Below are 20,249 nucleotides of genomic sequence, written 5' to 3' on the forward strand. Positions count from 1 at the left end.
AAAATAAATCGCTTGTCATTGCGGCAGCCTGAGTGCTCATTTCCGGCCTGTTTTAATGGGGATATCTCTATGTCGATCGCCAAGGAAATTGCGCCGCATCTGCCTTACCTGCGCCGATTCGCCCGCGCCTTGACCGGTACGCAGACGGGCGGCGATGCCTATGTCGTCGCGATGCTCGAGGCGCTCGTGCTCGATCCCGCCTCTTTCCCGCGCGATCTCAACCCCCGCATCGGCCTCTATCGCACCTTCCTCAAGCTGTGGTCGTCGGTCGGTCTCAACACCGCTGACCCGACGGCGCCCGTCACGCTGAACCCCAACGCCGTCGAGCGCAACCTCGAGGCGCTGACCCCGCGTCCGCGCCAGGCGTTCCTGCTGCGCACGGTCGAGGGCTTCTCGATCGACGAGGTCGGCGCGATCATGGGCGTCTCGTCGGCCGACGCTGCCGCCTTGGTGCAGACGGCCGGTCAGGAGATCGCCGAACAGGTCGCCACCGACGTGCTGATCATCGAGGATGAGCCCATCATCGCTCTCGACATCGAGACCATGGTCGAGGAGCTTGGCCATACCGTCACCGGCGTTGCGCGCACGCAGCGCGAGGCGATCGCGCTGGTCGCAAAGAAGCGCCCTGGCCTCGTTCTCGCCGACATCCAGCTCGCCGATGGCAGCTCCGGCCTCGACGCGGTCAACGAGATCCTGTCCACGATCGACGTGCCCGTGATCTTCATCACGGCCTATCCGGAGCGTCTGCTCACGGGCGATCGTCCGGAGCCGGCCTTCTTGATCACCAAGCCCTTCCAGCCGGAAGCCGTGAAGGCCGCGATCAGCCAGGCGCTGTTCTTCGACCGCCGGGCGGGCCGCAAGGCGGCTTAATTCAGCGCATCCCGGTCGTATCCCGGAGACCCGCGACGCGAACAAGTCGCGGGTCTCCTGTCTTCTGGCGACTCCCATCGACCGGCGGAGGCGCGGAACAAGCGCGCTCCCGTGACGTTCTCCCGCGAGGCGAAACGGAACGGCCGCTCGCCCTGGGAGTGCGTGTCATGACGATGACCTTCGTCGCAGCGCTGATCGGTGCCGCATCGGCAGGCTTGGCGCTGTTCGGGGGCGTCCTACCCGATGGCTCGATCATGGGTGAGGTGCTGTCCCTGGTGATGGCGGGTCTCACGGCTCTCGCCATCGCCAGTGCCGCGGCGCTCGACATCTGACGAGCAGGGCGATCCGGCTCCGAAGACACAAGAGCGGTGGAGGCTGCGGGCCCGCGCTCGCTTGGTCGATGGGTCGTTCGGCCGCCCTTGTCCTGCTGACGGCACTGGTGCAGGTGCAGGGCGCCAGCGGTGAGACGCGTCCGCCGCCGCGGCCGGCTGAGTGGCCTCGCACAGCACCACCGGAACCGGCGCGCGAAAGTCCCTCGCCGGAACCTGCACCGTCCGACGCCGCAGCGACACCGGCCGCTGCTCCGGCTGCAACCTGCCTGGCATCGCTGCGCCAGCGTTACGGCCCTGATCTGAGGGCCGTCACGCTGCCGGCAGTCGAGGCCGGATGCACCGTCGTTGAGCCCATCGAGATTTCCGCCCTGTCGATCCGCGTCGGCAGGCAGGGCGAACGCCGCAAGGTCGACCTCCAGCCGCCGGTGACATTGGCCTGCGACATGGCAACAACGGTCGCGGCGTGGATCGAGACAAGCCTGCAGCCTCTCGCCCGCGGACACTACGGCCTGGATCTCTCAGCTTTACGCGTCGGGGGTGGCCATGAATGCCGACGTCGCAACCGTCGGTCAGAGGGGCCTCTGAGCGAGCATGCCACCGGTCGGGCCCTCGATGTCTTCGCCATCGGGATCGGATCGGGGACAGAACGGCTTTCCGTTGAGATGGCGAAGCCAGGAGGCCATGAGGCCTTCCTCACCGGGTTGCGGCATTCGGCCTGTGGTGCCTTCCTGACCGCGCTCGGCCCGGGCTCGGACCCCACCCATCAGGATCATCTCCACGTCGATATCCAGCCGCGGCGCGCGTCCAGCCGCTTCTGCCAGTAGCGTCACGGGCCGCAGTGGTTCTTCTCAGCCATGGGCCGCGTCGTGCGCGCGCGTCAGATCAAGAAAGCTCCGCGATCTGTCGGCCATGACGCCCCGATCGGTCAGGGCGCGTCGGGCCGCGATCCGCTGCAGGGCGGCGTCGCGCGCAAAACCGAGCAGCAGCAGAGATTCGAGTTCCCAGAAGGGGGGCTGCGCGCCGGATGCGCCGCCGCGCCACCAGGGAAAGAGAGCGGGCCGGGGCTGGTTCACGCTGTGCAACCTTTCAGCTTCGTGCTCGTTGGAACGCCGCAGGAGTTGACCAGTTCCAGCTTGCGCGGAACTGTGCCGGCCGTGGGGCGTTTGGGGGACATCTTCATGTCAGGAGCTTCTCGATGATCACTTTTGCCAAGGCGGCCTCCGCTGCTTGTGTCGCCGCATGTGCCCTTGTGGTTTCGAGCCTTCCTGCGGCCGCGCAGTCCGGCCCGCCGGCAGGGCGCCTGGCCTGCAATGTCGGAGCGGGGCTCGGCCTCGTCGTCACCTCCCAGCGGCCGATGAACTGCACCTTCACGCCGCGTCGCGGCCCGGTGCAGCGCTATACCGGCGTCGTGCGGAACTTCGGGCTCGACCTCGGCCGGATGCGCGCAAGCACCATGTCCTGGCGCGTCTACGGCCCCTATGCCCGCGCCCCGCTTGGCGTGCTCGCGGGTCGTTATGCGGGCGCCACCGCGGGCGCCTCGGCCGGCGTCGGTGGCAGCGCCAATCTGCTGGTCGGCGGCAACAACAATGAGGTGACGCTACAGCCGCTCTCGCTCCAGGGCGCACGTGGCATCAATGTCGCGGTCGGCGTCACCGGCTTCGAGCTCTCGCTCGTCCGCCCCGGCCGCCGACGCTGATCGCAAGCCCGGTGCGGTTACGATTTGCTAACCGTAAAGGCTCAAATTGAGCCGATCGGCGCGCAACCCGAGGACGGATGGGTGGAATCCCGGAACATTAGCCAGCGCGATTCCGTTGTCGTTCGTGTAACGTCAGCGTTGGCAGAGTAAGGGAGGAAGCGGTCGTCCATGTCTGATATCCGCATCCTGATTGTCGAAGATGATCCGTTCATTGCGATGGACATCGAAACCGCCGTGGCCGAGCAATTCGGCCCGGCCGCAGAATTGATCGTCGTGGACTCCGTGTCGCAGGCCCAGCGGGCGGCGACGGCGGCCAAGATCTCCTGCGCGCTGCTCGACATCGATGTGGTCGGCGGCAAGACCTTCGACGTTGCCGCCAACCTTCTGCAGAAGGGCACGCCTTTTGCCTTCGTTTCGGGCTCGACGCCGAGCGACGTCCCCGAGATGCTGCGCAAGGTCCGTTTTCTGCGCAAACCCTTCTCGACGCGCGAAATCACCAGCTTCGTCACGGCCGCGGTGGCCCAGCCCGCCAAGGGCTGAGCGGTCACCGACCGGCATGTAGGGCAGAGCCGCCGGTTTCCGGCGGCTTTTTCGCGCTTTCAGCCCTGTGCCGCGACCAGCACCAGCCGGTTGCCCCAGGGGTCGTCGATTGTCGCGACAGCTCCCGCTTCGGCTTCTCGTCCCCCGGCTGAGAGGATGCGCCCGCGCATCGCGTCGAAATCGGCCGTGTCGCGGGCGACGATCTCGAAGGCGGCAAGCCCGGCCTCGCCCGGCTGGCGTGGCCCCGCGCCACGGCTGTTCCAGACATTGCCGGCGATGTGGTGATGATAGCCACCGCTCGCCAGGAAGCTGGCGCCGGGATAGCGGACCATCAGCTCGAAGCCGAGCGCGCCCGCATAGAAAGCCTCCGCCGCGGCCGTGTCACCGACGCGAAGATGGATGTGTCCCATGCGGGTGCCGGACGGCATGCCGCCATAGCGTCCCGGCCGCGCCTCGGCCAGCAGCGCCTGCAGGTCGAGCCGCTGTGTCGCCATCTGGATTGCACCGCCGCGCCGCGGCCAGTCGGCCCGTGGCCGGTCGCGATAGATCTCGATGCCGTTGCCTTCAGGATCCGACAGATAGATCGCTTCGCTGACGAGATGATCCGAGGCGCCTTCCAGCGGGAGCCGGATCGTAGCGGCGTGCGCGAGCCAGTCGGCCAGTTCGGCGCGAGAGGGCAGCAGGAGGGCGAGATGAAACAGGCCCGCCGCCGAGGCCGGCCGTGTGGCGCCACGTTCGAGCCGCACCAGCACCGCGCCATCGACGCCGAGATCGGTCGCCTCGGCCGTCTCCGCGATCACCTGCAGCCCGATGCTGTCGCGGTAGAACGCCGTGAGCCCCGCCAGATCGTTGACGCGCAGCGTCACCGTGCCGATGTGGTAGGGAGCCTGCAGCGCCTCCAGGGTGGGTCTCGACAGATCAGCGACCGCTGCCATGGCAGCCTCCTTCTCGCATCGCGGCCGATAGGCCGCCAGTCGAGACATGGCGCCTCGGGCGCGGCTTGTCTGCTCCCGACGCTGCAAGCCTTGTATTGCAGCGTCGCAACCAGACCCCATCAGCGTCGTGTGGGGTCGGGCCGGTCGATCGCGAAATGGCTGAACCAGGGGGCCTCGACGCCGCCGATCAATGCTCCCATCAGGCGCGAGGCGAGATAGCTGAAGGTGATGCCGTTGCCGCCATAGCCATAGGCCGCGAGCAGGCGAGGATGGCCGGGCACCCGCCCGATCAGCGGAAGCCCGTCCTCCGTTTGTCCGAAGGCACCCGACCAGGCATGGCCGAGCGTCGGGGCCGCTCCGGGCACCAGCGCCTGCAGCTTGGCGAGGAGCGCGGCCGTCTTTTGCGGTCCGGCCGCCTTGCGGCGCTCGGGATCGTCGTCGTCCTCGTCCTCGCCACCGATGATGATGCGCCCGTCGACGGTCGTGCGGCAGTAGATGTAGTCCTCCGACGCTTCCCAGACGAGCGCGGGGCCAGGCCACAGGACCTCGCTCGCCTGCGGCAGGGTCGCGATCGCCCAGCTGGAGGCGACGCGGTGAAGCTCGCTGTGCACGCAGTCGGGCATGACATAGCCCGTTGCCAGCACGACATGCCCGGCCTCGATGGTGCGGCCGCAGGCGAGCTGCACCGTGGCGCTGCTCGCGGTCGTGTCGAAGGCGACCGCCTCGCCGCGCACCAGCCGCGCGCCGCGCTGGGCCGCCACATGCAGCAGCGCATGGCAGAGACTGAGCGGATCGCCCTCGGCCGAGCCGGGCGAAACGATCGCGGCGGCCCGGTCGAAGCCGTAATGGCTGAGCAAGGTGGTGTGATCCAGTAGCTGCCCCGGCAGGCCGGCCTTCACCCGCAGGGCACACTCCTCGCGCAGCTCGGGCGGGCCGACGTCGCCGGCGGCCAGGTAGACCGTATCGCGCGGGTGGAACGCGCTGCCCAGCCCGAGCGTGGCGACGCTCTCGATCAGGCCCTCCACCGCCTTGAAGCTGCGCCGGTAGACGTCGGCCGCCTTCTCGAAACCGTAGAGTTCGGCCAGCCGGCGCAGCGGCAGGTCGATCTCCCATTGCAGCATCGCGGTGCTGGCCGCCGTGCTGCCGAAGCCCTCGCGCTCGCGATCGACGAGGATCACATCATGGCCGAGGCCGGTCAGATGCTCGGCCGCCAGCGCTCCGGTGATGCCGCCGCCGATGATGGCGACGTCGCAGCGTGTATCCGAGTCAAGGCCGATGCTGGTGGGCCGGGGCGGGCCTGAGAGCCAGGGGCTGGCTCCGCTGCGCAGGTCTTCGTGGCGTGTGCTGTCGGGATCGAGCATGGCGTGACACTCCGTGTCCGGCGGCGGGCGCCGGCGGAGAAAAGGCTGCGGGAAGGCGTCGCCCTAGCCGGCGGCGGGTGGGCCGAGGGTGTCGGCCATACGGGCGCCCCTCAGCCCCATCGGCTTCGGCGTTCCGGTCGTCGTATCGTGGGCGGTCTGGTGTTCGAGCTCTGCGTTGAACTCGGCGCCGGCCAGCACGATCATCGCCGAGAGCCAGAGCCAGGTCATGAACACGACGATGGTCGCGAGCGAGCCATAGGTCGCCGTGTAGTTGCCGAGCGTGCCGACATACCAGGAGAAGGCCCAGGAGGCGCCGGCCCAGAGCAGGGCGGCCGCGACCGCGCCTGGCATCACCCAGACGAAGCGGGCCCGTTCGCGGCTGGGGCCGATCCAGTAGAGCGCTGCGATGGCGAGCGTCGCCATCAGGAAGAAGGCGGGCCAGCGCACCAGCCGGATCAGCCGCTCCAGCTCGAAGGCGAACGGAAACAGCGCCGTCACGACGGGAAGGCTGGCGATGACCGTGAGCGCGGCCACCAGCAGGATGACGCCGCTGATGGTGGTTGCCAGCGAGATGAGGTTGAGCTTGATGAAGCTGCGCTTTTCCTGCTCGCGATAGATGATGTTGAGCGCGTCGAAAACGGCCTTCACCGCCGCATTGGCGGACCAGGCTGCAACCGCGAAGCTGATCAGGAAGGTCAGGGACAGCGCCTCGACATTCTGGCCGGCGAGGCGCATCGCCTGCTCGTGAATGAGCTCGCGGGCCGCCTGCGGGAACACCGTCGTCACGGCGTCCAGCTGCTCGGCGATCGTCGCGGGGTCGGTGAGATAGCGGTAGATCGTGACCAGCAGCGAGAGGGCCGGCACCATCGACAGCAAGGTGAAGAAGGCGACCGCGCCCGCGAGCGAGCTAATCCGGTTGTCCGCGATATTGGTCGCGAAGCGCAGCATCACGTCCTTCCAGCCGAGCCAGGTCATCTGCCACGGCACCCGGGCCATGCGGCCTCGCGCGGCCTCCCGGTTGCCGCGCGACAACCGGCGCGATACGGCCTCGGCCGCATAGCCCAGCACCACGCCGGCTCCGGCTGCACCCGTGATCCGTTTCAGAAGGGACATGCAGGACGCTCCACTGCCGCATGGTCTCGCGGCAGCACCGCCTAGCAACGGCGGGCCGGCGCGAAGGTTCCGGGACTGCCAACCCGCCCGGAGTTAGCCGCTCGTTAACCTTAATGCTTTCTGATCGTCGAGACAGCCGCTCGCCCCGCGGCCTGTTCCCCGTTTCGTAAACGCGTTGAGGCTGCGATGACGATGCACCAGAAAGCGGCTCTCGCCGGCGTGGCCGCCCTGTGCGGCGCCTGGCTGGTGCTCTCTCCCGCTCTGGCGGCCGACATGCCCTCGTCCCGGAAACTGCCGCCGGCCCCGGCGCTGCCCTCCTTCTATTCCTGGACCGGCATCTATCTCGGCGTTCAGGGCGGCTACGCCTGGAGCCAGGAGAAGACGATACTGTCCGACACGCTGGGCCGGGCCTTCAACGGCGCGGCCTTCCGCCAGAGCTCGGATGCCGCGCTCGGCGGAGGCCATGCCGGCTTCAACTATCAGGTGGGCAGCCTCGTCTTCGGCATCGAAGGCGACATCGAGGCGCTCGACAGCGGCGAGACGCTGGTCGCGCCGGGCATCTCGGCGCGGATCACGCGCGATTGGCAGGGCTCGCTGCGCGGGCGAGCCGGCTTCGCGCTCGACCGGTTCATGATCTACGCCACCGGCGGCGCGGCCTTCACCGAATTCAGCTACCACCTCGCCGGAGCGGCTGCGGCAGCGCCTGAGAGCCTCGACCGGTCGCGGACCGGCTGGACGGCTGGCGCGGGCGTGGCCTTCGCCTATACGGACAATGTGATCCTCGGCGCCGAATACCGCTACAGCGATTTTGGCAAGGTCGGTCAGACGGCGCGCGGCCCGCTGCTGGGGCTGACGGTCCGGCAGGAGCCGACCTTCCACACCCTGCGCGCCAGCGTCGCCTACAAGTTCTGACCGCGGCCTGCCGTCAGAAGCCGGTGCGCTGGCGGATCGCGGCAGCCAGCGTGCCGTCGTCGAGATAGTCGAGCTCGCCGCCGACGGGCACGCCATGGGCGAGCCTGGTCACCTTGAGCGGCAGATGCGCTAGCAGATCGGTGATGAAATGCGCCGTGGTCTGGCCATCGACCGTGGCGCTCAGCGCCAGGATGACCTCCTTCACCACCGGATTCGAGGCGCGCGCCACCAGCGCGTCGAGCGAGAGATGCTCGGGCCGGACCCCGTCCAGCGCCGAGAGCACGCCGCCCAGCACATGATAGCGCCCCGGAACCGCGCCGGAGCGCTCCAGCGCCCAGAGATCGGAAATGTCGGCGACGACGACGATCAGCCCGTCGTCGCGGCGCGGATCGCGGCAGAGCCCGCAAGGGTCGCTGGTGTCGACATTGCCGCAGGTCGAGCAGACCACGATCCGCTCGCGCGCCACGGCCATCGCCTCCGCGAGCGGGCCGAGCAGCGCCTCGCGCTTCTTCACCAGATGCAGCGCCGCACGCCGGGCCGAGCGGGGCCCGAGCCCCGGCAGCTTGGCGAGCAGCTGGATCAGCCGCTCGATCTCGGGACCGGCGATGGCGCGGGACATGGACGTAACACTCGCGTCATGGTCGGGCTTGACCCGACCATCTCCTGCAGGATGTTTCTCGGCTGAGAGATGCCCGGGTCAAGCCTGGGCATGACGGCCTGCAGATCAAAACAGCTTCATGCCGGGCGGGATCGGCAGGCCCTTCGTGATCTCGGACATGCGCTCCTGCATCACCCGCTCGGCGCGGGTGCGGGCATCGCCGCAGGCAGCCACGACCAGATCCTCGAGAATCTCGCGCTCATCCGCGACCATCAGGGAGGGGTCGATCTTGACCGCCTTGACCGCGCCCTTGGCCGTCATCGTCACAGTGACCATGCCGCCGCCGGCCGCGCCCTCGACCTCGATGGTGTCAAGCTCGGCCTGCACATTGGCCATCTTCTGCTGCATCTCCTGCGCCTGCTTCATCAGGCCCATGATGTCGCGCATCGCGAAAACTCCTCCGTCAGAAATCGATGCCGTCGAAATCGGGCTCCGCATCGTCGAAGAGCGGCTCCCCGTCGGGCAGATACTCGTCGGCCGGCGCAGCCGTCGCCGCGCTGTCGGGCCCGGCCGCACGCGGATCGCGCACATCGACGATGCGCGCGCCCGGGAACCGTTCCAGCACCGCCTTGACGGCCGGGTGCGAGGCGGCGTCGCTTTCGCGCTGGCCCTTGGCGGCCTCGGCCTGCTCACGCAGCGTCGCGCCACCCTCGGCATTGACCACCGCGACCATCCAGGTCTGGCCGGTCCATTCCTTCAGCCGCCGCGAGAGATCCGTCGCGAGCGTGCGCGAGCTGCCGTTCGCCAGCGCGAATTCGATCCGCCCCTGCTCGAAGCGGACCGGGCGCACGTCGCGCTCCAGCGCCAGCTTCAGCGTGATGTCGCGATGCTGCGAGGCGAGCGCGACGACGTCCTCCAGCGAGGCCACGCTGACGGCCGGCAGGGCCTGGGCGCGCGGGGCGGGCGCCATCACCGGCGCCGGATTGGCGCTGGCGAGGATAGGCCGGGCGGCGAGGGCCGTGTTACCGCCGCCGGAGGGCGGGCGCGGGGCGGAGGCGGTCGCCTGGCCTCCCACGGCGCCCGAGCCGTCGCGCAGCATCCGCAAAGCCTCGTCGGGGGTCGGCAGGTCGGCGGCGTGCGCCAGCCGCACGAGCACCATCTCGGCGGCCATGATCGGCCGGTCGGCCTGCTTCACCTCAGCGAGACCCTTGAGCAGCATCTGCCAGGTCCGTGCCAGGATGCGGATCGACAGGCGCTGGGCGAAATCGCCGCCGCGCACGCGCTCCGCCTGGGCGAGGCTGTTGTCCTTCACGGCGTCGGGCACGAGCTTGAGCCGCGTCACCAGATGGGTGAATTCGGCGAGGTCGGACAGCACCACCGCCGGGTCGGCGCCGGCATCGTATTGCGCGCGCAGCTCACCCAGCGCCGTGGCGATGTCGCCCTTCATCACCGCCTCGAACAGGTCGATGACGCGCGCCCGGTCGGCGAGGCCGAGCATCGAGCGGACATCCTCCAGCGTGATGGTGCCGGCGGCATGGGCGATGGCCTGATCGAGGATCGAGAGCGAATCGCGCACGGAGCCCTCGGCAGCACGCGCGATCGCCGCCAGCGCCTCCTCCTCGGCGGAGACGTTCTCGGTCCGGCAGATGCCGGCGAGATGCGAAACCAGCAGGCCGGCATCGACGCGGCGCAGGTCGAAGCGCTGGCAGCGCGATAGCACCGTCACCGGGACCTTGCGGATCTCCGTCGTCGCGAAGATGTAGCGCGCATGCGGTGGCGGCTCCTCCAGCGTCTTCAGGAAGGCGTTGAAGGCCCCCGTCGAGAGCATGTGCACCTCGTCGACGATATAGACCTTGTAGCGGGCCGAGACCGGCGCGTAGCGCACCGCGTCGTTGATCTGGCGGATGTTGTCGACGCCGTTGTTGGAGGCCGCGTCGATCTCCTGCACGTCGATATGCCGGCCCTCGATGATCTCCTTGCAGTGGATGCCGAAGGTCTCGAGATTCGTCGTCGGCCCGCCACCGCCATCGGCGGTCTGGTAGTTGAGCGCGCGCGCCAGGATGCGCGCGGTCGTGGTTTTGCCGACGCCGCGCACGCCCGTCAGCATCCAGGCCTGCGGGATGCGCCCCGCGGCGAAGGCATTGGTAAGCGTCCGCACCATCGCATCCTGGCCGATCAGGTCGCCGAAATGGGCGGGGCGGTACTTGCGGGCGAGCACGCGATAGGGCGAGGCGGCGCTCGCCGGCGCGGGCGCAGGGGCCGGGTCGAAGCCGGCGAAGCCCGGCTCGTCGGCCGGAGGCGCTGCGGTCGTGTCGTCGCTCATCGGTCTGGTTTGGCGGTTCGCCGCGTGGGGGTCAACGCCCGTTTCGGGGTGCCGCCCGCGCTGCGGAAGGGCGGCGGCGCGACCCCGGCCGCCGGGCGCCCGCCGGCGGAGGTGGGAGGCTGGACGAAGACCCGTTCGGTCTCGTTAGGGCTGCTTCCTTCCGGACCTGACCCGGTTGGCGAGTGAGACGTCCCTCGCCAACCTCCCGCCCGCTATATCGGTGATCGGGGCCGCGAGCGCAAGCCGGGCGGAACAGCCGGCGAAACCGGCGCGCGTCTTCGCCGCAGCAGCCGCCTTCGGCATTGACTTGAACCGGGCCATCCGTCATAAGCCCGCCACTTGCGCAACCCTCGGGGCGGCGCGGAACCTTTCGCATGCAGGCTCGGTCGGCCACGCTTTCTACTGGGAAAGCCGCGGCCACTGTGCCGACGAGCCCCGGAGACGGACGATGAAGAGAACCTATCAACCCAGCAAGCTGGTCCGCAAGCGCCGCCACGGCTACCGCGCCCGCATGGCGACCGCCGGCGGCCGCAAGGTCATCGCCGCCCGCCGCGCTCACGGCCGCAAGAAGCTCTCGGCCTGAGCGTCCGGCGCGTGATCACCGCGCGCCGCATCCGCGAGCGTTTTTTCCGGAAGACTGGCCAATCGCCATGCGCCTCGCCCGTCTGACGCAACGCAAGCAGTTTCTGGCGGCGGCCGATCGAGGCCGCCGTTTTCGTTCGTCCGCCTTCACCGTGCAGGTCCTCGACGGCCCGCAGCGCGCCGAGGACGACCGCCCGGCGCCGGATGGCCTGCGCCTCGGGCTCACCGCCTCCCGCAAGGCCGGCAACGCCGTCATCCGCAACCGCATCCGGCGGCGCCTGCGCGCCGCCGCCCTGGAGGCCCTCGGCCCGCAGGCGCAGCGACCCTGCGACATTGTCGTCGTCGCCCGTCCGGAGACGCTGACGGCGCCCTTCGATCTGCTGGTGGGCGAATTGTCGGTTGCGATCGAGCGCGCCCGCCCGCAGGGCCAGGGGCGCCGTCCGCGCCCGGCTCCGGGACCCGCGGCGGGCAAGACGCGGGGCAAGGGCGGCGAGCGCCCGCCCGGCCCCCAGAACGACTGAATCCCCTAAGCCCGACGCGGCGTCAGCGAGATCTGTTCCCGATCATGATGAAAGAAGACAACCGCAACCTGCTTCTCGCGATCACGCTCTCCGTGGTCGTGCTGTTCGGCTGGCAGTACTTCTACGGCGTGCCGCAGATGGAGAAGCAGAAGCAGATCGCGCAGCAGAACCAGCAGGCCCAGAGCCAGACGGCGCCGGTTCCCGCTCCGGGCGCCGCCCCGGTTCCCGGCGCCGCGCCGGGCCAGACTGTTGCCCCCGCTGTCGCGCCTGCCACGGGTGCGGTCCTGACCCGCGACCAGGCCCTGGCCCAGAGCCCGCGCGTTCGGATCGAGACGCCGAAGATCGCCGGCTCCCTTTCCCTGACGGGCGCGCGCCTCGACGACGTCTCGCTCAAGGCCTATCGCGAGACGGTCGATCCCAACAGCCCGATCATCGTGCTGCTGTCGCCGCTCGGCGGTCCCAACGGCTATTATTCCGACTTCGGCTGGGTCGCCGCGCCGGGGGCGAACGTCTCGCTGCCGAACGCGACCACCGTCTGGACGGCGGACGCCCAGGTGCTGACGCCGGCCAAGCCGCTGACCCTGACCTGGGACAACGGCCAGGGCCTGCTCTTCCGCCGCGTCGTCACGGTCGACGACAACGCCATGTTCCAGATCCGCGACGAGGTCGAGAACAAGGGCGCCGCGCCCGTCAGCCTGTTCCCCTATGCGCAGGTCGTGCGCCATGGCCGGCCCGCGACGTTGGGCTACTACGTCCTGCACGAAGGCCTGATCGGCTATGTCGGCGATCACGGCCTGCAGGAATTCACCTATGACCATGTCGACAAGGAGCCGCTGCTTTCGCCGGGCACGAATGGCCGCGTCTGGAAGGACGCTGTCGGCGGCTTTGTCGGCATCACCGACAAATACTGGGCCGCGGCGGTCGTGCCCGACCAGTCGCGCAAATATGACGGCCGCTTCTCCTCCGTGCAGACCGGCGCGGCACGCACCTATCAGGCCGACTTCCTGTCGGAGGCCGTGACGGTCGCCCCCGGCGCCAGCGCCACCAGCACGGCGCGCCTCTTCGCCGGCGCCAAGGAAGTCGCCGCGATCAGCGGCTACGAGACCAATCTCGGCATCAAGCGCTTCGACCTGATGATCGACTGGGGCTGGTTCTACTTCTTCACCAAGCCGATGTTCTTCCTGCTCGACTGGATCTTCAAGCATGTCGGCAACTTCGGCGTCGCGATCCTGATCGTCACGCTGATCCTGAAGGGCATCTTCTTCCCGCTCGCGTCCAAATCCTACGCCTCGATGGCGAAGATGAAGGCGCTGCAGCCGGAAATGCTGGCGCTGCGCGAGCGTTACGCCGACGACAAGATGAAGCAGCAGCAGGCTCTGATGGAGCTGTACAAGACGCAGAAGATCAACCCGCTGGCGGGCTGCTGGCCGGTGCTGGTGCAGATCCCGATCTTCTTCGCGCTCTACAAGATCCTGTTCATCACCATCGAGATGCGCCATGCGCCGTTCTTCGGCTGGATCCGCGATCTGGCGGCGCCGGACCCGACGAACCTGTTCAACCTCTTCGGCCTGCTGCCCTTCACGCCGCCCGCGATCCTGCATCTCGGCCTTTGGCCGATCATCATGGGCATCACGATGTTCGTGCAGATGAAGATGAACCCGGAGCCGCCGGATCCGGTCCAGAAGATGATGTTCACCTGGATGCCGGTGTTCTTCACCTTCCTGCTCGGCTCGTTCCCGGCCGGCCTGGTGATCTACTGGAGCTGGAACAACCTGCTCTCGGTGCTGCAGCAGGGCTACATCATGCGCAAGCACGGGGTGAAGATCGAGCTCTTCGACAACATCAAGGCGATGTTCGGCAAGAAGCCCGAGCCGGCGCCCGTCACAGCCCCGGCCAAGCCGGCCAACAGCAACAAGAAGTGAGCTGGCGAGGGCGGGGATTTCCCCGCCCTTCGCTTTGGTGCCGATGCCGCTGCCAGACCCCCTCACGCGCCATCCCGTCCCCGGCTGGAAGGGCACCGCCTTCCTGAAGGCGATCGTCGATCACCCGCTGATCGAGGTCGGCGACTACAGCTACTATGACGACTCCCGCGGCCCCGAGCATTTCGTTGCCCGCTGCGTGCGCTACCATTTCGAGGATGTCGGCGACCGGCTGGTGATCGGCCGCTTCGTCGCGATCGCTCAGGGCGCACAATTCGTCATGAACGGCGCGAACCATCCCACTGGCGGCTTCTCGACCTATCCCTTCGCCCTCTTCGGTGTCGAGGGCGCCGCGCCACGCGCAGAATGGCCCGGCCGCGGCGACATGACCATCGGCAACGATGTCTGGATCGGCCGGGAGGCGGTGATCATGCCGGGCGTCACCATCGGCGACGGGGCGATCATCGGCACCCGCGCACAGGTGGTGAAGGACGTGCCGCCCTATGCTGTCGTCGCCGGCAATCCCGGCCGCGCCATGCGGATGCGCTTTCCCGCCGACGTCGTCACGGAGTTGCTGGCGATCCGCTGGTGGGACTGGGAGGCCGACAAGATCGCCCGCAATCTCGCCGCGATTGCAGGCGCCGACATCGACGCGCTGCGTCGGGCCGTGTAGGCGTAACGCCATGACCACCAGCATGACGACGCCCTTCACCGAGGACGAGATCGAGGCCGCCCGCAAGCTCTTCGAGGGCCCGTGGGACTTCGTCTGGGCCTCGACCCATATCGACGACCTGCCGCCGATGGTCGGCCAGGAGATCGCCTTCGCCGGCCGCTCCAATGTCGGCAAATCGAGCCTGATCAACGCCGTGACGCGCCGCAATGCGCTGGCGCGGACCTCGCACACGCCAGGGCGCACCCAGCAGCTCAATTTCTTCCGGCAGGTCGGCGCCGATGAGCGCCTGACCATCGTCGACATGCCCGGATACGGCTATGCCGCGGTCGGGCGTGCCAAGGTCGCCGCCTGGACCAACCTGATCCACAACTACCTGCGTGGCCGGCCCAATCTGATGCGGGTCTATCTGCTGATCGACGCCCGCCACGGACTCAAGGACGTCGACAACGCCGTCCTCGAGACGCTCGACAAGGCGGCGATGTCCTACCAGGTCGTGCTGACCAAGGGCGACGCGCTGAAGAAGAGCGACCAGCAGTTCATGCTGGAAGCGACCTATGACGAGATCAAGCGTCGCCCGGCCGCCTTCCCCGAGGTGCTCCTGACCTCGAGCGAGACGGGCCTCGGCATCCCGGAACTGCGCGCCGCCGTCGGACGGGTGCTGGCGGAGCGCGGCTGAGCCTCCCGGACAGCGAGCGCCACCAAATCTTTACAGCCGCTATGCAGGATCGCGCGCGAGCCGGGGCGACGGCGGACCATCATGGCCCGTCGATACCGGTCGGCTGGGGAGCCATCATGCCGTTTTCGATCCGCCTGTCCGCGTTCGTCGCCGCCCTCGCGACGGCCCTCGTCCTCGCCGCGCCGCTTCGGGCCCAGCCGGCCGCACCGGCGCCGACACCGGCTGCTCCGGCCGCGGCGGTTAAGGTCGCCTCCGGCGTCCAGTACGAGCTGATCGGGCGCTGGGACGTGGCGAAGCTGAACCAGATCCTGACCACGGACACGCCGAAATTCGCCGGAATCACCGTCAACTACACCCCGGCGCGCAATGCCGTGAAGCTCTACCGCGTCACCTATCCCTCGGTGGTGCCGGAGCAGGGTAACCGGCCGATCTCGGCGACAGGGCTCCTCGCCGTGCCGGACACGGCGGACACCGTCTTCCCGATGGTCTCCTACCAGCACGGCACGGTCTACGGAAAGGAACAGGTCCCGTCCTTCCCCGAGCAGTCGCCCGAGACCCAGCTCATGATCGCCCAGTTCGCGGGGCAGGGCTATCTCGTCATCGGCGCGGACTATTTCGGCATGGGTGCTTCCAAGGAACCCGAGGGCTACCTCGTCAAGGGCAGCCACCAGCAGGCGACCTACGACATGGTCCTCGCCAGCCGCTCCGTGCTCGCCGATCTCAAACTGTCGGACAGCAAGCTCTTCCTCAGCGGCTGGTCGCAGGGCGGCTTCGTTACGCTCGCCATGCTGGAAAAGCTCGAGGCGGTCGGAATGCCGGTCAAGGCCGCGACCACCGCCAGTGCGCCGGCGGACGCCTTCGCCGCCTTCAACGGCTTCCTGAACTTCCCGCGCAAGATCGACGCGAACTGGATCACGACGATCTTCATCCTCAACGTGTTCTCCTTCGAGAACTATCACAACATGCCGGGCCTGGCCCGCTCGCTCCTGACCGACGAGACCTTCGAGATCTCGCGCAAGGCCTATTATCGCGAACCCTTCGATCCGGCCGCCGTGCCGACCGACCTGCGCAAGCTCATCCGCCCGGAATATTTCGATCCGCAGTTTTTCGCCAAGTCCGCCTATGGTCGGCTCGTGGCGGAAACCAACGCCTATCGCTGGGTGATCAGGACACCGGTGCGGACCTATTACGGGCTCACCGACGAGGCGATCCGCATCGAGATCGGGCAGTTGCCGATGACCTATCAAAAGGCGATCGGCAACGACAAGGTCGAGGCCGTGCCGACCGGCGACACCAGCCATCGTGGCACCTTCGCCACCGCCGTGCCGCAATGGAAGCTCTGGTTCGACGCGCAGTGAGGCGCGCGGCGCGTCACCGGGCCGCTGCCGGCTGCGCTTGACGCCGGGCCGCCGCCGCCCGCATCGAGGCTGCGTGCCGTCGTCGCGGCGCGCAGCCCAGGGGCCTGGATGACCGCAGCGAAGATTCACCTCGTCCTGGCCGCGCTGATGGGGTTGGCCGGCGTCGGCCTGCTCGCCGCCGCTGCCCATGTCACGGGCACGAGCAACGTCCAGACCGCCAGCCAGATGCTGCTGTTCCATGCCTCCCTGGTCTTCGGCGCGACCGCTGCTCGCAAGGCCGGCTTCCTCTCCGATCTCATGGCGCGGATTGCGCTCTCGCTGATCGTCGCGGGCGTGGCGCTCTTCGCAGCCGACCTGTCGCGGCGCGGTTTTGCCGGCGAGGCGCTGTTTCCTCGCGCCGCTCCGATCGGAGGTTTCGGGATGCTGGGTGGATGGCTCGTGCTGGCGGTGTCGGCACTATTTGCAAAGCGCGGCTGATGCTATTTCCGTAATACGGAAATTGACTTTCCGCCAACCGGGCCACATAATCGGTTCTTGTGAAGATCACCTTCCACGACGCGAAACGTGACGCGACATTGGAAGCGCGCGGACTCGATTTCGCCGATGCGGCGATCCTTTTTGCCGGGCCGATTCTGACCCTGCAAGACGATCGGTTCGATTATGGCGAAGAGCGCTTCCTGACTTACGGACTCCTTGCCGGCCGTCTCGTGATGGTGGTCTGGACACCGCGCGGCGAGGCGCGACATGTGATTTCGATGAGGCATTGTCATGAACGCGAAGCACAGCGTGTCCTCCCGGCCCTTCGTTGACCCCGATGATGGGCCGGAATGGACCGACGACCAGATCGCCCGCGCCGAGTTTGCGATCGGGGATAAGGTGATCCGTCCGGCCCAGGGCGCGCTCACGCGCGGTCCCGGCCGGCCGCGGCTCGACGCGGCCAAGCAGGTCGTGACGCTGCGTCTCGAACCCAGCCTGATCGAGGCCTATCGTAACGAAGGGGCGGATTGGCGGGCGAGGATGGCCGAGGCGATCCGGAAGGCCGCGCGCCGCAGCTGAATGCGCGTCGTTTGCCCGCTTCCTTGCGCCAGCTTCTTCCTCTAGAAGCCGCACCCGGCGCGGATGCCTCGCGCGCCGTCGCGGAGCCTCGACCGATGATCAATCCCGCCGCCCATCTGACGCCGTCGCAGGCCGCCGACCTGCTCGTCCAGGCGCTGCCGCACATGCAGCGCTACGATCAGGAGATCATCGTGATCAAATATGGCGGCAACGCCATGGGCGATGCCGCGACCGCCGAGGATTTCGCCGAGGACATCGTGCTGCTCGAGCAGTCCGGCCTGAAGCCGGTCGTCTGCCATGGCGGCGGCCCGCAGATCGCCCGCATGCTCGACAAGCTCGGCATCAAATCCGAGTTCAAGCAGGGCCTGCGCGTCACTGACGCGGCGACCGTCGATGTCGTCGAGATGGTTCTCGCCGGATCGGTCAACAAGGAGATCGTCGGCTACATCTCCCGCGAGGGCGGCAAGGCGATCGGCCTCTGCGGCAAGGACGGCAACATGGTCACCGCCCGCAAGGTGACCCGCACCGTCGTCGATCCGGATTCCAAGATCGAGGAGATCCTCGATCTCGGCTTCGTCGGCGAGCCGGATCGCGTCGACACCTCCGTCCTCGATTCCGTGCTCAAGGCGGAGCTGATCCCGGTGCTGGCCCCGGTCTGCGCCGCAGCCGACGGACAGACCTACAACGTCAATGCCGATACCTTCGCCGGCGCCATCGCAGGCGCGCTCAACGCCAAGCGTCTGCTGCTGCTGACCGACGTGCCCGGCGTGCTGAACAAGGACAAGCAGCTGATCCCGGAGCTGACGGTCGAGGAGTGCCGCCGCCTGATCGCCGACGGCACGATCTCGGGCGGCATGATCCCGAAGATCGAGACCTGCATCTACGCGCTGGAAAAGGGCGTCGAGGCCGTCGTCATCCTCGACGGCAAGGTGCCGCATGCGGCTCTGATCGAGCTCTTCACCGACACCGGCTCGGGTACCATCATCCGCCGCTGACTGCGAGCTTCCACAGCCGCCCGGCTCCCGCCCCGCCTCCCATCGAGGCGGGGCTTTTCGTTGGACACGCGCCTGCCGTTCGCCTGCCCTGACCAATCTGTGATCCGGCTGCCGCCTCGCGATGGCACAGCGCTTGCTGGCCGCCTTGCGAACCGCAAAGCGTGGAGAGCGAGAATGGACCGCAGGACATTGCTGAAATCAGGTGGGCTGGCCGCGGCCGCCACGATCGCCGCGCCGGCCGTCGCGCGGGCGCAGAGCCGTTTCAGCTGGAAGATGACCAGCGCCTATGGCTCGCGCGCGGCCTTCTATTCCGTCGGACCCGGCAGTGCCACCGACCTGATCAAGCGCATCGACGACATGTCCGGCGGTCGGCTCAAGATCCAGTTCTTCGGCGCAGGCGAACTCGTCCCGGCCTTCGAGGGCTTCGACGCGGCCTCCGCCGGCACCGTCGAGATGAACTATGGCAATTCCTATTTCTGGACCGGCAAGAGCTTCGCCGCGCAGTACTTCACCGCCGTCCCCTTCGGCCTGAACTTCCAGGGCATGAATGGCTGGCTCTATGAGGGGGGCGGTCTCCAGCTCTGGCGCGAGGTCTATGACCGCTTCGGCCTCGTGCCGCTGCCCTGCGGCAACACGGGCGTGCAGATGACCGGCTGGTTCCGCAAGCCGATCCAGACGATCGAGGATTTCAAGGGGCTGAAGATGCGCATTCCCGGCCTCGCCGGCCGGGTCTACCAGCAGCTCGGCGTCGATGTGCGCCTGCTGCCCGGTGGCGAGATCTTCCCGGCGCTGGAGCGCGGCGTCATCGATGCGGCCGAGTTCGTGGGCCCCTTCCTCGATCGCCAGCTCGGGCTTCAGAAGGTCGCGAAATATTACTACACGACCGGCTGGCACGAGACCGCGACCGTCTCCGAACTCGTCATCAACAAGAAGGCCTGGGACAGCCTGCCCAAGGACCTCCAGGCGATCGTGACCAGCGCGGCCGATGCCTGTAATGGCGTGAGCGAGGCCTGGTGCCAGAAGAACAACTCCGAAGCCTTCGAGGACCTCGTCAAGAACCAGGGTGTCATCGCGGCGCCGCTGCCTGACGCGGTCGTCGCTTCGCTGCGCGACATCACGGGGAAGGTGCTGGAAGAGGCGATCGCCAAGGACCCGGTGGCGAAGAAGGTCCATGACAGCTACTTCGCCTTCAAGGCGAAATACGAGCCTTGGACCGCTCTGTCGGAGGGCGTCTACCACAGCAAGGTCAGGCTCTGATGAGCCGGCTGGAACAGGCGGCGGCCCGTCTCGAGCGGGTCGTCGATGTCGGCGGTCGCCTCGGTGCGTGGTGCCTGTTTGCACTCGTCCTGGTGATGGCGGCCAATGTCCTGCTCCGCTACGGATTCTCGCTCGGCTCGGTCTGGGCGCAGGAACTGGAATGGCACCTCTTCGTGCCGATCTGCCTGCTCGGTATGTCCTTCGCGCTGCTGCATGGTGACCATGTCCGGGTCGACATCCTCTACGCACGCTTCGGCGAGCGCACCAAGGCTGTGATCGATCTCGGCTGCGCGCTCGCCTTCACCGCGCTGACCGGCATCATCATCTGGCTCAGTCTGCGCTATGTCGGGCAGTCCTATGCGCAGGGCGAAGGTTCGGCCAATCCGGGCGGTATTCCCTATCGCTGGGCGCTGAAGAGCCTGTTGCCGCTCGGCTTCGCCCTGCTGCTGCTCCAGATGCTTGCCGAAAGCCTGCGCCATCTAGCGCGACTGCGTCGCCTCGCTGCCTGAGCCGGCGATGACCGGCCATCCCT

Annotated in this window: 25 protein-coding genes and 1 other RNA gene; 18 read left to right on the forward strand and 8 right to left on the reverse strand. The window is 67.9% G+C overall.

Features of this window, described 5'->3' with window-relative positions:
* The first annotated feature begins 69 nt into the window (after positions 1–69).
* From ACFPN9_RS16315 to ACFPN9_RS16325, 3 genes are all read left to right on the forward strand, one after another.
* Positions 70–870, forward strand: a complete 801-nt coding sequence (locus ACFPN9_RS16315) for a response regulator (protein ID WP_067253631.1) — start codon at positions 70–72, stop codon at positions 868–870.
* 167 nt (positions 871–1,037) lie between these two features.
* On the forward strand, positions 1,038–1,202 hold the full coding sequence (locus ACFPN9_RS16320; protein ID WP_156449947.1) for a hypothetical protein: 165 nt from the start codon (positions 1,038–1,040) through the stop codon (positions 1,200–1,202).
* A gap of 68 nt (positions 1,203–1,270) precedes the next feature.
* Entirely contained in the window at positions 1,271–2,026 is a 756-nt protein-coding gene (locus tag ACFPN9_RS16325) for an extensin-like domain-containing protein (protein WP_068078776.1), read from the forward strand.
* A gap of 24 nt (positions 2,027–2,050) precedes the next feature.
* Here the strand turns inward: ACFPN9_RS16325 and ACFPN9_RS16330 are convergent, their stop codons facing one another.
* Positions 2,051–2,275: a hypothetical protein gene (locus ACFPN9_RS16330; RefSeq protein ID WP_067253634.1), complete on the reverse strand. Its 225-nt coding sequence runs from the start codon at positions 2,273–2,275 to the stop codon at positions 2,051–2,053.
* Between the two features lie 122 nt (positions 2,276–2,397).
* Here ACFPN9_RS16330 and ACFPN9_RS16335 point away from each other — a divergent pair, with 122 nt between their 5' ends.
* Together ACFPN9_RS16335 and ACFPN9_RS16340 are read left to right on the forward strand one after the other, a co-directional pair.
* Positions 2,398–2,898, forward strand: a complete 501-nt coding sequence (locus tag ACFPN9_RS16335) for a DUF992 domain-containing protein (protein ID WP_067997907.1) — start codon at positions 2,398–2,400, stop codon at positions 2,896–2,898.
* Between the two features lie 168 nt (positions 2,899–3,066).
* A complete protein-coding gene (locus ACFPN9_RS16340) occupies positions 3,067–3,438 on the forward strand; it encodes a response regulator (RefSeq protein ID WP_067253639.1) in 372 nt (123 codons plus the stop codon).
* Positions 3,439–3,497: 59 nt separating this feature from the next.
* Here ACFPN9_RS16340 and ACFPN9_RS16345 read toward each other — a convergent pair whose 3' ends face one another.
* From ACFPN9_RS16345 to ACFPN9_RS16355, 3 genes are all read right to left on the reverse strand, one after another.
* Entirely contained in the window at positions 3,498–4,373 is an 876-nt protein-coding gene (locus ACFPN9_RS16345; RefSeq protein ID WP_067253642.1) for a VOC family protein, read from the reverse strand.
* A 119-nt stretch (positions 4,374–4,492) separates the two neighbouring features.
* Entirely contained in the window at positions 4,493–5,734 is a 1,242-nt protein-coding gene (locus ACFPN9_RS16350) for an NAD(P)/FAD-dependent oxidoreductase (RefSeq protein WP_377817257.1), read from the reverse strand.
* A gap of 63 nt (positions 5,735–5,797) precedes the next feature.
* Positions 5,798–6,847, reverse strand: coding sequence for a YihY/virulence factor BrkB family protein (locus ACFPN9_RS16355; protein ID WP_067253646.1), 1,050 nt, complete (start codon positions 6,845–6,847; stop codon positions 5,798–5,800).
* Between the two features lie 186 nt (positions 6,848–7,033).
* Between ACFPN9_RS16355 and ACFPN9_RS16360 the strand changes: the two genes are divergently transcribed.
* Positions 7,034–7,759, forward strand: a complete 726-nt coding sequence (locus tag ACFPN9_RS16360) for an outer membrane protein (RefSeq protein ID WP_067253649.1) — start codon at positions 7,034–7,036, stop codon at positions 7,757–7,759.
* Between the two features lie 13 nt (positions 7,760–7,772).
* Here the strand turns inward: ACFPN9_RS16360 and recR are convergent, their stop codons facing one another.
* The 4 genes from recR to ffs form a co-directional block, all read right to left on the reverse strand.
* Positions 7,773–8,378, reverse strand: coding sequence for a recombination mediator RecR (recR, locus tag ACFPN9_RS16365; RefSeq protein ID WP_067253653.1), 606 nt, complete (start codon positions 8,376–8,378; stop codon positions 7,773–7,775).
* Between the two features lie 105 nt (positions 8,379–8,483).
* Complete coding sequence (locus ACFPN9_RS16370; protein WP_067253657.1) at positions 8,484–8,804, reverse strand: YbaB/EbfC family nucleoid-associated protein; 321 nt, start codon at positions 8,802–8,804, stop codon at positions 8,484–8,486.
* Between the two features lie 16 nt (positions 8,805–8,820).
* Complete coding sequence (locus ACFPN9_RS16375; RefSeq protein ID WP_377817258.1) at positions 8,821–10,680, reverse strand: DNA polymerase III subunit gamma/tau; 1,860 nt, start codon at positions 10,678–10,680, stop codon at positions 8,821–8,823.
* 110 nt (positions 10,681–10,790) lie between these two features.
* Positions 10,791–10,887, reverse strand: an RNA gene (gene ffs / locus ACFPN9_RS16380) — signal recognition particle sRNA small type.
* 241 nt (positions 10,888–11,128) lie between these two features.
* Here ffs and rpmH point away from each other — a divergent pair.
* The 12 genes from rpmH to ACFPN9_RS16440 all read left to right on the forward strand — a co-directional run bounded on the left by rpmH (position 11,129) and on the right by ACFPN9_RS16440 (position 20,226).
* Positions 11,129–11,263, forward strand: a complete 135-nt coding sequence (gene rpmH / locus ACFPN9_RS16385; protein WP_067253664.1) for a 50S ribosomal protein L34 — start codon at positions 11,129–11,131, stop codon at positions 11,261–11,263.
* Positions 11,264–11,330: 67 nt separating this feature from the next.
* Positions 11,331–11,783 (forward strand): ribonuclease P protein component, encoded by a 453-nt coding sequence (gene rnpA / locus ACFPN9_RS16390; protein ID WP_067253667.1) that lies wholly within the window; start codon positions 11,331–11,333, stop codon positions 11,781–11,783.
* Positions 11,784–11,830: 47 nt separating this feature from the next.
* A complete protein-coding gene (yidC, locus tag ACFPN9_RS16395) occupies positions 11,831–13,705 on the forward strand; it encodes a membrane protein insertase YidC (RefSeq protein ID WP_067253703.1) in 1,875 nt (624 codons plus the stop codon).
* Positions 13,706–13,748: 43 nt separating this feature from the next.
* Positions 13,749–14,375, forward strand: coding sequence for a CatB-related O-acetyltransferase (locus ACFPN9_RS16400; protein WP_067253670.1), 627 nt, complete (start codon positions 13,749–13,751; stop codon positions 14,373–14,375).
* Positions 14,376–14,385: 10 nt separating this feature from the next.
* The gene (yihA, locus tag ACFPN9_RS16405; RefSeq protein ID WP_197432791.1) at positions 14,386–15,051 is read left to right on the forward strand and encodes a ribosome biogenesis GTP-binding protein YihA/YsxC; all 666 of its coding nucleotides are present in this window, start codon (positions 14,386–14,388) and stop codon (positions 15,049–15,051) included.
* A gap of 116 nt (positions 15,052–15,167) precedes the next feature.
* Positions 15,168–16,409: an alpha/beta hydrolase family protein gene (locus tag ACFPN9_RS16410; RefSeq protein ID WP_067253709.1), complete on the forward strand. Its 1,242-nt coding sequence runs from the start codon at positions 15,168–15,170 to the stop codon at positions 16,407–16,409.
* Positions 16,410–16,517: 108 nt separating this feature from the next.
* Positions 16,518–16,886, forward strand: a complete 369-nt coding sequence (locus ACFPN9_RS16415) for a DUF423 domain-containing protein (RefSeq protein WP_067253673.1) — start codon at positions 16,518–16,520, stop codon at positions 16,884–16,886.
* A 59-nt stretch (positions 16,887–16,945) separates the two neighbouring features.
* The gene (locus tag ACFPN9_RS16420) at positions 16,946–17,218 is read left to right on the forward strand and encodes a BrnT family toxin (protein WP_068075419.1); all 273 of its coding nucleotides are present in this window, start codon (positions 16,946–16,948) and stop codon (positions 17,216–17,218) included.
* Positions 17,178–17,465 (forward strand): BrnA antitoxin family protein, encoded by a 288-nt coding sequence (locus ACFPN9_RS16425; RefSeq protein ID WP_067253676.1) that lies wholly within the window; start codon positions 17,178–17,180, stop codon positions 17,463–17,465. The genes ACFPN9_RS16420 and ACFPN9_RS16425 overlap by 41 nt, the downstream gene beginning before the upstream one ends.
* Positions 17,466–17,560: 95 nt before the next feature.
* Positions 17,561–18,460, forward strand: coding sequence for an acetylglutamate kinase (gene argB, locus ACFPN9_RS16430; protein WP_067253679.1), 900 nt, complete (start codon positions 17,561–17,563; stop codon positions 18,458–18,460).
* A gap of 174 nt (positions 18,461–18,634) precedes the next feature.
* Entirely contained in the window at positions 18,635–19,717 is a 1,083-nt protein-coding gene (locus tag ACFPN9_RS16435; RefSeq protein WP_067253682.1) for a TRAP transporter substrate-binding protein, read from the forward strand.
* A complete protein-coding gene (locus ACFPN9_RS16440) occupies positions 19,717–20,226 on the forward strand; it encodes a TRAP transporter small permease subunit (RefSeq protein WP_067253686.1) in 510 nt (169 codons plus the stop codon). The genes ACFPN9_RS16435 and ACFPN9_RS16440 overlap by 1 nt, the downstream gene beginning before the upstream one ends.
* Positions 20,227–20,249 lie beyond the last annotated feature (23 nt).

This window comes from Allobosea massiliensis (genome assembly GCF_042655245.1).
Lineage (GTDB): Bacteria > Pseudomonadota > Alphaproteobacteria > Rhizobiales > Beijerinckiaceae > Allobosea > Allobosea massiliensis.